General features: G+C 67.0%; 7 protein-coding genes. 2 read left to right on the top strand and 5 right to left on the bottom strand.

Translation table 11 applies throughout. The annotated features are described in order from the left end of the window. Positions 1–32 precede the first annotated feature (32 nt). From OHS03_RS05950 to OHS03_RS05935, 4 genes are all read right to left on the bottom strand, one after another. Entirely contained in the window at positions 33–992 is a 960-nt protein-coding gene (locus tag OHS03_RS05950; RefSeq protein WP_328661404.1) for an Acg family FMN-binding oxidoreductase, read from the bottom strand. A gap of 76 nt (positions 993–1,068) precedes the next feature. Further along, positions 1,069–1,257: a hypothetical protein gene (locus OHS03_RS05945; protein ID WP_056823023.1), complete on the bottom strand. Its 189-nt coding sequence runs from the start codon at positions 1,255–1,257 to the stop codon at positions 1,069–1,071. 251 nt (positions 1,258–1,508) lie between these two features. Beyond that, positions 1,509–6,971, bottom strand: a complete 5,463-nt coding sequence (locus OHS03_RS05940) for an ATP-binding protein (RefSeq protein WP_056823021.1) — start codon at positions 6,969–6,971, stop codon at positions 1,509–1,511. A gap of 357 nt (positions 6,972–7,328) precedes the next feature. Next, positions 7,329–8,150, bottom strand: coding sequence for a hypothetical protein (locus tag OHS03_RS05935; RefSeq protein ID WP_328661402.1), 822 nt, complete (start codon positions 8,148–8,150; stop codon positions 7,329–7,331). 290 nt (positions 8,151–8,440) lie between these two features. Here OHS03_RS05935 and OHS03_RS05930 point away from each other — a divergent pair, with 290 nt between their 5' ends. Together OHS03_RS05930 and OHS03_RS05925 are read left to right on the top strand one after the other, a co-directional pair. Then, positions 8,441–10,186, top strand: coding sequence for a GMC oxidoreductase (locus OHS03_RS05930; protein WP_328661400.1), 1,746 nt, complete (start codon positions 8,441–8,443; stop codon positions 10,184–10,186). 139 nt (positions 10,187–10,325) lie between these two features. Then, positions 10,326–11,879 carry an acyl-CoA carboxylase subunit beta gene (locus OHS03_RS05925; RefSeq protein WP_328661398.1) on the top strand — a complete coding sequence of 518 codons (1,554 nt, stop codon included), beginning with the start codon at positions 10,326–10,328 and terminating at the stop codon, positions 11,877–11,879. Here OHS03_RS05925 and OHS03_RS05920 read toward each other — a convergent pair whose 3' ends face one another. Then, positions 11,880–13,151 (bottom strand): PucR family transcriptional regulator, encoded by a 1,272-nt coding sequence (locus OHS03_RS05920; protein WP_328661396.1) that lies wholly within the window; start codon positions 13,149–13,151, stop codon positions 11,880–11,882. Positions 13,152–13,295: the final 144 nt, after the last annotated feature.

The raw sequence follows: 13,295 nt of genomic DNA, 5'->3' as shown, positions 1-13,295 counted from the left end.
GCACCCCGGACCGTGACCGGTCGATCCGATGTTCAGTTCGTCTCGATGACCTCGGCGACCGGGCGGCGCGGGGTGGATTCCAGCGGGGCCGCGGTGTGCGGCATGACGCCGACCCGGATCATGACGTGGGGATAGGCACATTCCTGCAGGACTGTGGTGCGGATCTGTTCACGCAGGTCGAGCATTCCCAGCGGTTCGGATTGCAGGCTGGTAGCCAGGCCGAGGTAGGTGGCCTGGAGCAATATCGCGCTCGTCGCCTGACCTGCGCCCAGCTGGGAGAGTCGGTTGTCGTGCGGGGTGCACACGACCAGCCAATGCGCGGAGTCGGGTTCGTCGGTGTACTCCGACAGCTCGGCTTCGGCGAAGACCCGCACCGGCAGTTCGTCCGATGCCCTGGCGGCGGGCGCGTTGCGCGCAGGCACGCCGGTGGTCTCACCATGGCAGCCGCTCCACTGCTCGAGTTCGGCGAGATAGTTCGTGTCCGTCGCGTGTCGGGCGGCGGCTCGGCGCATGGGGGCGGCCAGCTCCGAGAGCATGCGGTCGGGGACATGCCTGGCCGCGGCTCCGAACCGGGAGGCACATCGCGAGACCGCACGCAGGTCGTGTGCTGCCACCGGCAGACCGGGGTAGCGGCGCCGATCGGATTGGCGCAGGTGGATGGCGGCGGCGAGCCGGATGTCATGATCCGACGGCGGGCGCGGTGTGAACTTCATCGTCGCGAGATGGTCGGGACGATCAGGATCGGGCATCCGGTCGGTGTCGGCCTGCCATCCCAGCATGGCGAACGCCACTTCGAGATGATGCAACGCGGCGCCGCAACTCACCACGAGAGCGCGCGCCAGTGGGTCGGTCGCGGTGACCTGTCGCCCGAAGTCGGCGAACAGATCGACCCGACCCCGCTGGATTCGCCACCGCCAGGGTTGGGTGTTGTGCACCGAGGGAGCACGCACCGCCAATTCCAGCGCGTCTCGGCATGTTGTGATGCTCGGCATGTCTCGCCAGTCTTCCTTCCTGTGCAGGTAGGCGTTCTGAGGGCGGACCCGACCATAGGTTGCGAACCTGTGAAAATCACACAGCCGGATAGACCTCGGTGGGGACGCTGGTGGCCGCCGCCCAGTGCAGCAGGCAATCACGGGTGTCGAAGTGCCGCACGTCGCCCGCACCGAGGTCGACGGTGATCCACCGGTTGTTGACGTCGTGATCGATGCGCTGCCAGCTGTCGCAACCATCCCGGTCGCAGTGTCGAGCCAAGGCCATCAGAAACGCTCCTAGTCGAATGATGCGAAGTGACCAGGGTAGCTGGGCGTTCACTGTGGTCCGGACCACCTCGCCACTACGGCTCTCGACCGATTCCTGACAGCGGTCACCACGATGCGACCGAGCTCACGAGATTCGGCTTGTTCCGACGACCGTGGCGACTGTGGACGCTCAGTTCCGATCGTCGGTATCGCGCCTGTACGGCGCAGGCTGACCGGGCTCGGTCGAATTCCGAGCCCGGTCGGCCGCTACTACGCGGGCAGTCGAGCCTCGATAGCGGTGATGATCCGCGGCCGCAGATCCGCGACGCTGACGATGGCGTCCACCGAGCCGACCTCGACCGCGCGCTGGATGTTGTGGACGCGGTCGAACTCCGCGGCCACATCGCCCAGCTTCTCCGCGCGCACCGAGGACCGCGTCTCGTCGAGTTCGGCGCTCAGCTCCGCTCGATCGGTGCCGACGGCGTTCGCGACCCGGGATTCCAGCTCCCGCACGCGCGGATCGGCCGCGGTCCTTGCCTTCACCTCACCGGCGAACACCACTGCCGCGGCCGGGGCGCCGCCGAGCACCGAGGCGAACGAACCTTCCAGCGCGAGCACCGTCATGTTCGGGTTCAGTGCCTTCGAGAACACCACGAACGCGCCGCCGTGGTAGCGCGAGATCACGCAGAACACGATGGGGCCTTCGAAATTCACGATGGCGCGGCCGATTTCGGCGCCGTACTCGAGTTGCAGCTTGCGCATCGATTCGGGCGAGCCGTCGAAGCCGGACAGGTTGGCCAGCACCACCAGCGGGCGGTTGCCGCTGGCGGCGTTGATGGCCCGTGCGGCCTTCTTCGACGAACGCGGGAACAGCGTGCCCGCGGTGTACGTGTCGGGCCCGTCGGTGGACGGGAAGCCGCGCCGGGCCACATTGCGTGACTCGATGCCCAACAGGCACACCGGGATTCCGCCGAGGTGCGCGTCGTGCACCACCGCGGTCTCGGCGTCGGCCATCCCGGCCCAGCGTTCCAGGACCGGGTGGTCCTGGTCGGCCAGCGCCCGCATCACCGTGCGAATGTCGAAGGGCTTCTTGCGATCCGGGTTGGCGGTGGCGGAGAAGATCTCGCCGACGGTGGCGAAGGTGCTGTCCGCCAACACATGCGGGAAGCCCGAGATATCGCGGTCGACGGGATCGCCGGTCGCCGCACGACGCGGTGCCAGCTCACCGGGGGCGACGTAGGTGTGGTCGTAGTGCGCCATCAGGACATCACGGGCGGCGGACAGGTTCGGCGCCCAGTACTGCGCCTGCCCGTTCGGGCCCATCACACGGTCGTAGCCGCCGATGCCGAAGTTGTCCTCGGCCGAGACGCCGCCGGAGAAGTCGAGCGACTGCTTGCCGGTCAGCACCATGGCCGAGTCGGGGGTCATGACCAGCACACCCTTGGTGTGCATGAGCATGGTGGCCTCGGCGTTCCAGTACGGCTGCGCGCCGACGTTGATGCCCGCGACCACGATATTGATCTCGCGACCGTCCTGGGTGAATTCGACGATCCGCTTGAGCGCGGCCGCGACCCAGTCCATGTTCTCGGTACCCGAGGCCATCGAGATGCGCGCGCCCGAGGACAGCGCGTACCACTCGAGCGGAACCTGCAGGCTCTCGGCCAGATCCAGCGCGGCGATCACGCGACGGCATTCCGGTTCCGACAGTGCCCCGAGGGATTTGGTCGGGTCACCGAGCAGCAGCACGCGGGTGACACCCTGCGGATGCTGCACGGTCGGCGTGGTCACCACACCGGCGACGATCGCCGCGGTGTTGTGGCCCTTCGGCCGATCGACCGGCACCAGCGCATGGTCGGCATCGAGATCGTACTCGGCGAAATCGCCGAGCAGCGAGGTCAATTCGTACGGGTACACGGTGTTGCGAGCCGCGGCGCGCAGGACCTTCTGCCGGTATTCGTCCAGCGGCTCGACCGGTTCGTCGGTCCGTTCACCGACCGTCACCTCGGATTCGCCGTTGGGGCGGAACGAGATGCGCACACCGACCTTGGTCAGCTCACCGGTCTCGGGATCGCGCTGGCGGGCGATGAGCAGGATCTCCTCGAGCCCGGCGCCCGCGGCCGTCGGCAGCACGTGGCCGCCGATGGTCTCGAGCTCCGCGCGGGTGACATCCATGTGCGGCCAGATGTACATCACGATGCGGTTGGTGTTGAGCCGCTTGGCCGAGGGGAACCGCGACTGGGCCCGACGGATCGAGTCGACGCAGGTCGCGATGGCGCTCTCGGCGGTGGGCAGGGCCACCAATCGGCCGTCGTGATCGCGCAACGCCGCGAGGTCACGGACCTGGGCGAAGGCGATGAGGCGCTCGTCGGAGGGGTTCTCCTTGGCCACGCCGCGGAACAGGTAGACCTCTTCGTCCGAAGACGGCAACCGGGTGAGGTCGAACTTGCGCAGCCGCTCCAGCTGCATCCGCTGCGCGATGTAGGGGTGCAGCCCGCGGATCAGCCGCTCCTCGGCCATTCCGGTCACCGACGGACGGAAGGTGAAGTGGTGGTGCATGACCGAGCCGCCGCTGCCGGCGACGGTGGCGGTGATCCGGTGCACCTGGTTGGGCACCGGGTGCGCGCCGAGCACCTCCTGCAGGGCCGCGGCCATCGCGTCGAAGTCCTCGGGCTGCGATTCCCAGCTGAGGTAGATGTCGGCGTCGATGGAGACAGTGCCGGTTGCCAATTCGGCGAGCCCGTCCAGTGCCGAGTCGAGCTTGTCGAAACTCACGGCGGTCGAGACCAACGTCGAACCGTAGCGTTCGGCGACGACGAAGGTGGTGTCGCCGACCTGTTCGGTCCGGACGCCGGTGAGACCCTTGTTGCCGTAGTAGCGCCGCGTCAGCACCTCGAGCATGGAGGTGTGGTCGGGCTTGTCGCGCTCGAGCCGCTGGCCGAGCAACCGCACCAGCGGTTCGGTGCTGCGCACCATCTCGGCGATCCTGGCGTCGCGATCATCGGCCTGCGGGTTCGCGTCCAGGTAGCTCAGGTGCTTACGGACATTGGTGTACACGCGAGCACGGTTGCGGCGCAGCAGTGGCTGGCCGTACCAGGCGTAGACCAGACCGCGGGCGAGATCGGCGATCACCGGGAAACGCACCTGCGTCGCCGCGACGAGACGCTCGAGCGCCAGGCCGACGGGTTCGCGCAGCACCTGGTCGGGCATCGGCTCGGTCAGCCATTCGCGCAGCAGCGCGGCGACGACGGTGACGGTGTCGGTGGGACGCTGCTGAGCGAGGAAGATCCGGAAGACCGCCGCTTCGAGGTCGGGGGTCCGGTCCAGCTCGGTGATCCCGTAATGGCGCAGCGCCGTACCGAGTTTGGCCTGGTACGACTCGGGGAGTCCGGCCCGTTCGACGTCGAGGCTCTGCAGGTAGGTGTGGAAGTACTCGCGGGCGCTGTGCACGTGCCCGTGGCCGTGATCGTCGTCGGCCGACCGATTGTGGCTCAGTTCGGCGAGGTCGGCGAACATCTGCACCAGTTCGAGCTCTTCGGCGAGCGGACGCAGGCTGTCGGCGACGGCTTCGCGACGGGCCGTGAGGTAGTCGTCGAGGACGCGACGGTCGTCGTGCGGGTCCACGTCGAAGCCGAGCAGCAGGCTGCTCAGGTCCTGCAGGCCGCGGGCTACGCGCTCGTGTGCGCGCAACGGTGTTGCCGCGCTGGGCAAGTCGAGTTCGACGGTGCCGGTGGTCTCGGCTTCGGCGGCTTCGTCGTCGTCGGCGAGCGGCTCGAGCCGCAGCAGCGGCGCGCCCGCCTCGACCTGGGTGCCGACGGAGACCGCGCATTCCTTCAACCGGGCCCGGAACGGTGCGCGCAGCACCGTTTCCATCTTCATGCTCTCCAGCACGAGCACGGGCGCCCCGGCCTCGACCTCGGCGCCGACCTCGAGCGGGGTGCCCACGACCAGCGCGGGAGCGGGCGAGCGGACGACACCGCCTTCGTCGCGGCTGATCCGGTGCGTCACGCCGTCGACATCCACCACGTGGGTAGGCCCGTGGGTGCCGGTGATCAGGCGGTAACGGGTGCCGTTGACGACGATCTGGCCGGTGTGGTGATCGAAACGCTCGAGATCGACATCGGCCGTGCGCAAGTCGCCACCGGCCTCGATGCCGACGCGGAAGCGGTGCGCGCCGATCCGGGCCACGCGCACGCGATATCCCGCGCCACGCAGCTTCAGATCCAGGGGTCGGCCGCTCTCGTGCTGCACCTGCGGACGCCCGCCGGACGCGGTCGACAGCAGTCGATGCCGCTCGACCCGCTCGTCTTCCTCGTAGGCGTCGATCGCGGCCACGGCCAGCGCGACGGTGGAGTGACGGTGGGTCACCAGGCGGCCTTCGCCGCGCACCCGGTCGATCCAGCCGGTGTCGGCGCTGGCGTCGATGACCTCGGGCTGATCGAGCAGGTCGAGCACGAAGCTCTTGTTCGTCGCGCCGCCCGCGATGACGACGCGGGTCTGGGCCATGGCCCGGCGCAGTCGGCCGAGGGCTTCGTCGCGGTCGCGGCCGTAGGCGATGATCTTGGCGATCATCGAGTCGAAGTCGGCGGGGATCGTGTCGCCCTGGCTGACGCCGGTGTCGACGCGAATGCCCGGGCCCGCAGGAAGATCGAGGCGCACGATGCGACCGGGAGCGGGCGCGAAGTCGCGGTCGGGGTCTTCGGCATTGAGACGGGCTTCGATGGCGTGGCCGCGCTCGACCGGCGGCTCACCCTCGAGCTTGATGCCCGAGGCCACCCGCAACTGCGCGTGCACCAGGTCGAAACCGGTGGTGAGCTCGGTGATCGGGTGCTCGACCTGCAGGCGGGTATTGACCTCGAGGAACGCGAACAGCTTGTCGCCGGGGTGGTACAGGAATTCGACGGTCGCCGCGCCGCAGTACCCGACCGCGATCGCCAGGCGCTCGGCCGAGGCCTTGAGTTCGGCGGTCTGCTCGGCACTCAGCACGGGCGAGGAGGATTCCTCGATCACCTTCTGGTTGCGCCGCTGCACCGAGCAGTCGCGCACGCCCAGCGCCCACGCGGTGCCCTGACCGTCGGCGATCACCTGGACCTCGACGTGGCGGGCGCCCGTGACCAGGCGCTCCAGGAAGACGACACCGCTGCCGAAGGCGCGGGCGGCTTCCTGCTTGGTGCGCTCGTAGGCGTCGACGAGCTCGGCCTCGTTGGTGATCACGCGGATGCCGCGACCGCCACCACCGGCGGTGGCCTTCAGCATCAGCGGGTACCCGATCTCGGTGGCCGCTTCGATGGCGTCCTCGACGGTGTCGACCGCGCCCCGGCTCCACGGCGCGACGGGCACACCGACTTCCTCGGCGATCAGCTTGGCGCCGATCTTGTCACCGAGCTTGCGCATCGCGTCGGCACTCGGCCCGACGAAGGTGACGCCGATGTGGTCGCACAGCTCCGCGAAGGCGGGATCCTCGGCGACGAAGCCCCAGCCCACCCAGGCCGCGTCGGCCTTGGTGGCGACCAGCGCGTTCTCGAGTGCCTTGAGGTCCAGATACGGGCGTGCCGACGCCGGACCGAGGTCATAGGCGATATCGGCTTCCCGGACGAAGGTCGCGTTCCGGTCGACGTCGGTGTGCAGGGCTACGGTTTCGATAGGTAGCCCGGTTGCCGCCGCCAGATCACGGACGGCATGGATGAGGCGCATTGCGGCCTCGCCCCGATTCACGATGGCGATACGGCTGAACACTCGCCGACTCCTTCCATTTACCCAGGACATCGTCCTGCGGGTGAGGTTTGCAACTCCCGGTCCGTGCGCAGTCTGCACCCCCGTGTCTCATAAGGAAACACCGTGCGGGGGTTACCGGCACGTAGCCATAACACGGGTGGCCGCCGAGCACCATACAACTCGACGAACGCGAGCGGGCGAAGGCGCCGAGATGACGGCTGGCGGGCATTGTGATGCCGCACAGTTGAACAATCCCATTCCCCAAGCGAGTGGACGGCCAAGGTCTGCGGTCCCGGACCATCCACTCACTTCGAAATCCTATCAATCATGTTGACCTACAACATATTCGAGGTGACATCCCTCTCCCCCACCGATCGATCAACAGCCGCCTACGGTCTGCATCGGCGCGTTCGGATCGAAGTAGCTCTCGGGCGGCGCGTTCGGGCCGTGCGGCCGGACTGTCGTCGGATCGCTGTAGGCGGGCGCGATGATCCCGCTGGGCAGCGCGCAGTTGACCGAATACTGGAAGCCGCGGAAATCGCCGTAGTAGATGCCCTGCGATCCGGCGTCGTATCGTTCGTCGTCGACCCAGATGTAGTCGGCTTCCCACCGATCGACGGCGACTATGTCGAGCGGGCCGTCCAGGGAGCTCGGGTCCGGCGCGTCGAACGCGTACGCGACCAGGTAATTCGTCCGGATCACCAACTCACCCTTGGCGTTGACCAGAACCGCCATCGTGCCGGTTGCCCGCGGCGTCACCGGCAACAGCTCGTATCCTCGCGCGATCCGGACCGAGAGCCGCCAGTTACCCGCTTCGTTGTTCGCCCGCTGTGTCCGCATCTCCTCGGCCTGGTGCGGCGCGAGCAGTGCCAGCACCGGCTCCGCGTCGTGGGTCTCGATCACATACCGATTCAGCCGCGACGTCGCGATGAGTCGGCGCACGGCGCCCATCACGGTCGCCACCTGGTCGGCGGAGTAACGACCGATGGCCACCGCGGCCGGCGGCACGATTCCGGTCTCCCCCTCGGCCCAGCTGTCCGCGGGGGTATCGACGAAGGGCCTGGCGAGGTCGACCTTCGCGCTCTCGTCGACCGTGAGCGTCGTATTCGACACCGTGTCGGCGACATTCGCAGCGGGTGGTCGCAGGGCGAGGACGGCAGCGGCGAGCAGGACCACCGCAGCTCCGGCCTGCACGGCCAACGTGGCCCTCCGTCTCGGCCTCGGCGGCGGGGCGGGAAGCGGCTCGGGTGGAAGCGAAGACATGAAGAACCCCCGGGAGATCAGCGAACAGCACGGCCACCACACCCGTGTCGCGAACGAACTCGTTCTCGATGAGCGCACAGCGGTCACGAAGCGCGACGGCGATGGCGAATCCACAACGAATTCATCCACTGTAATCCGTGCCATATGCGCGCGCCCGAGATCGTGAGTTCTGCCAGTGGGCGCGTCGAATCGGTCACTTCGGCACGCGGGCTTCTACCGTCGGGTCCGTGTCAGAAGCCTCCTCCGATAGCGCCGGCCCTTCCTACGACTACGACGTCCTGATCGTCGGGTCGGGGTTCGGCGGCAGCGTCACCGCCCTGCGCCTGGTGGAAAAGGGGTACACCGTCGGCGTCCTCGAGGCCGGTCGCCGGTTCGCGGACGCGGACTTCGCGGCGACCAACTGGGATCTGCGCCGATACCTGTGGGCCCCACGCTTCGGCTGCTACGGGATTCAGCGCATCCACCGCCTGCGCGACTGCTTCATCCTGGCCGGCGCCGGGGTCGGCGGTGGTTCGCTCAACTACGCCAACACCCTCTACAAACCCGGCGAATCGTTCTTCGGCGACCGGCAGTGGGCGGGCATCACCGACTGGGACGCCGAGCTCAGTCCTCATTACGACCAGGCGCGCCGCATGCTCGGCGTCGTGCGCAATCCGCACATGACACCGGCCGACACGATCATCGAGTCGGTGGCGAAGGAGATGGGAGTCGGTGACACCTTCGTGCCGACCCCGGTCGGCGTCTATTTCGGCACTCCGGGCGAGACCGTCGCCGACCCCTACTTCGGCGGTGCTGGACCCGAGCGCACCGGATGTATCGAGTGCGGCGAATGCATGACCGGCTGCCGTCACGGCGCCAAGAACACCCTGGTCAAGAACTATCTCGGGTTGGCGGAGAAAGCCGGGGCCGTGGTCTCGCCGATGACCACCGTGACCGCGATCCGGCCGCAGTCCGACGGCAGCTGGCTGGTCGACACCGAACGCACCGGACGCTGGGTGCGCAAGAACCGCGCCACGCTGTCGGCGCGACGCGTCGTGCTGGCCGCGGGCACCTGGGGCACCCAGCACCTGCTGTTCCGCATGCGAGACGCCGCGATACTCCCCGAGATCTCGCCGCGGCTGGGCGTGCTCACGCGGACCAATTCCGAAGCGATCCTCGGCGCCGGACGCACCGAGGTCGACCCGGCCGTAGACATCACCAAGGGCGTGGCGATCACGTCCTCGTTCCATCCCACGCCGAACACCCATGTCGAGCCCGTGCGCTACGGCAAGGGTTCCAATGCCATGGGATTGCTCAACACCTATCTCGTCGACGGCGATCACCGACTGCCGCGCTGGTCGCGAGTCCTGCTGATCGCCGGGCGCCACCCGGTACAGACCGTGCGACTGCTGCGCACCAATCGGTGGAGCGAGCGCACGCTGGTCCTGCTCGTGATGCAGAGCCTCGACAACTCGATCACCACCTACACCACACGCGGGGTGTTCGGTCGCCGGTTCACCAGCAAACAGGGGTTCGGCGAACCCAATCCGTCCTGGATCCCGCCCGGTCACGAGGCGACACGGCACGTCGCCGCGAAACTCGGCGCCACTCCCGGCAGCACGTGGCCGGATGTGTTCAACGTCCCGATGACAGCGCATTTCATCGGCGGCTGCGTCATCGGCACCGATGCGGGCAACGGCGTCATCGACCCTTACCACCGGGTCTACGGCTACCCCGGTCTCAGCGTCGTCGACGGCTCGGCGATCTCGGCCAACCTCGGTGTCAATCCGTCACTGACGATCGCGGCCCAAGCCGAACGCGCCGCCGCGCTGTGGCCCAACAAGGGCGAATCGGATCCGCGCCCGGCGATGGGCGATCCCTACGAGCGGATCGCCACGGTGGCGCCGAACGCCCCCGTCGTTCCCGCCACCGCGACCGCCGCACTGCGTCTGCCGATCTGGCCGGTCACCGCGACCGTACCGAAGGACCGCTGAACGCGCTGTAGAGAATGCGACGAGATAGCTGGGCGAGACTTTGTGATCTCTCCCGCCTCCTCTGCTTCTCGTGCTGCCACACGGTGATTCGACTACCGTCGCGCACAGCACTTGAGTTGGTTGGAAGGTGGCAGTAAGCGTGGTAAGCACCAAGGCGAAGCTCGACGGGCTGGCTGAGATTCTGGCGATCGCCGCGGAACCAGCAGGTGAAGCCGCCGTAGCCAAGCGAGCGAAGAAGGGCGTTCCGAGCGTTCGCGAGCGGATGAACATGCTGCTCGACCCTGGAACATTCTTCGAAATCGGAGCACTGGCCCGGCAGCCCGGACAGCCTGATGCCCTCTACGGTGACGGACTGGTGACCGGTCGTGGGTTGATCCATGGCCGGACCGTGGTCGTGATCGCTCACGATCCGACCGTGTACGGCGGGTCGGTCGGTATCACGGCGGCGCGTAAGTTCATGCAGGCGCTGAAACTCGCGTTCGACAACGGCTGCCCGGTGGTGACGATCAACGAATCCCCGGGCGCGCGGGTTCAGGATGCGGCCGGTTCGCTCGCCTCGTTCGGCGACATGACCCGGGTTCTGGAGAAGTTGTCGGGCTATGTGCCGCAGGTGTCGATCATGCTCGGCAAATGCGCGGCGGGCTCGGTCTACGGGCCGATCAATACCGACGTGCTCGTGGGCACGAAGGACACCTACATGTTCGTCACCGGGCCTGACGTGATCAAGGCCGTCAACGGTGAGGACATCAGCGCCGAGGCGCTCGGTGGCGCGGAGGTGCAGGCCAGACGTGGCACCCTGCATCACGTCGCGGACAACGAGCAGGAAGCCTTCGACTGGGCCCGCAGTTACCTCAGTTACATGCCGTCGAGCTGCCTCGAACAGCCGCCGCGGGTCAATCCCGGCCTCGAACCCGACATCACCGCCTACGACCTGGAACTCGAGACGATCATCCCGGATTCCGATCGTGCGGGCTACGACATGCACGACGTCCTGTTGCGCCTGTTCGACGATGGTGAATTCCATGAGATCCGAGCGACTTTCGCCCCGAACCTGATCACCGGGTTCGCCAGGGTCGACGGCTATCCGGTCGGCGTGATCGCCAATCAGCCACTGGTCCTCGGCGGGTCCGTCGACGCTGCCTGCTCCGACAAGGGGACCTACTTCATCCGGCTGTGCAACGCCTTCAACATCCCGCTGATCTTCGTCACCGACACCCCCGGCGTGCTGCCCGGCCTCGAGCAGGAAGACGCGGGTGTGATCATCCGGGGCGGCCGGATGCCGCGGGCGATCATCGAGGCGACGGTACCGATCATCAGCCTGGTGGTGCGCAAGTCCTATGGCGGCGCCTACGGAATGATGGGGTGCCGTCAGGTCGGCGCCGACGTCAGCTTCGCCTGGCCGACCGCCCGGATCGCCGTGATCGGCGCCGAAAGTGCCGTCGACCTCGCCGCCAAACGCCAATTGGCCGCTGTCCCCGAGGAACACCGCGCCGCGGCGCGCGATTTCATGATCAACCAGTACAACGAGACCATCGCCACCCCGTGGATCGCCGCCGAGCGCGGCTACATCGACGCGGTGATCGAGCCCTCACGCACCCGCCTCGAGATCCGGCACGCACTGCGCCTGCTGCGCGACAAGCCGCCGGTAAAGCCGGAGTTCAACCCCCGCAAGCACCCGCTCTATCCCATGTGATCAGCCTGCGCGCGAACTGGTTTCGCTCGGGCTTCGATAGAGCTCTGTTGATCCGGATCCACGATGGGCCCGGATCAACAGAGCGGCGCGCAGATGGCACACACCGGAAACGTCATTGAGGTCGAACCCGGTCATCTGGCCGATCCGTTTCAATCGGTAGTCGACGGTGTTCGTGTGAATGAACATCAGGCGCGCGGTCCGCGCACGCTGCATATTCGTGGACATATACACCTCGAGCGTGCGTAATAGTTCAGGATGGGCTTCGAGGGAATCCACGATGGAGCTCAGATAATCGCGTGCGGGCCCCGGTCGGGTCAGTTGATATTCGAAGGCCAACTCGTGCGGGCGATATACCTTGCTCGGACCACCGAACCGATGCACGATTTCGACGAGTTCATGGACTTGCTCGGCGACGTGCGGGATTTCGGACGGCGTCGCCGGCGTCGCCACCGCACGCACCGGCACCTGCGCCGCGGCGGACAGGTGCACGATCAACTCGTCCAATTCCACCTGGGTGAATTCGTGCGCGGGCAACAGGAGTGTGCCGCCGTCCACGCTCAACAACGACAGCACCTTCCCGTCACAGCGATCCGCCAGTTCTGCCTGCACGCGGCGCAATTTGCGTCGAGCGACGACCTTGGCATCGAGGGTGGGATCGAATTCCTCTGCGTGCGGCGGCAGTTCGAGTGCCATCACGTGATAGCGATCGGCGACCTCGATGCCGCACTCCCGCGCCATCGTCGAGGTGTTCTGGCCGCCGAGCAATGCCGAGGTCAGGGTGTGCACCGCCGTGTGGTGCTCGCTGTCCACCGATCGCAGTTCACGAACGTAGGCCACCGAGACCGCCGAGGTGATCATCTTCTGGGCGTCCATCAGCCGCCGAGCCACCCCGACGACGGTGTCGTAGTCGTGGTTGGTGACATTGGTAATGACCAGATCGAAGCCGAGTTTGAAGCCTTCGTGCACCGCGTCGTGGATGGTGTCGATCGGGATTCCCTCGCGCGCCCAGTCGGCGGCGGCGGCCTGCACCCGCTCCACGCGCCCAGGGATATCGCGGCCGTCGAGCATGCTCCTGGTCAGTTCCAGACAGACGCGAGTCACCGTCGTGACGTCTCCGTCGAGCGCTTCGCCGGGCAGCGTGCCACAGGGTACGACATTCTCGATGAAATGCACCACCATCTGGCGGGATATCGTCCGCACATCCTTCAGAGGGTTCGATACCGGCCGCCCCGAAACTGTCAGGAACGGTTCGATGGAAGTTGCGCCAGCCATGATGAATCCTTCCCACCCAGATCACTGGGCAAGCCCCCAAACTACCGTGAACGACAATCGGCCGTCCAAGCTTCGCTTGTGACAAAGCGTAAGAGAACGCTGGATCATTGATGCTTTCCGACAAGAAAGCCCGCAGGCCTGCGG

It is taken from the genome of Nocardia salmonicida (assembly GCF_036142455.1).
GTDB lineage: Bacteria > Actinomycetota > Actinomycetes > Mycobacteriales > Mycobacteriaceae > Nocardia > Nocardia salmonicida.
The sequence above is the reverse complement of the archived record's forward strand: the minus strand, read 5'-3'. Positions and strand labels throughout refer to the sequence as shown.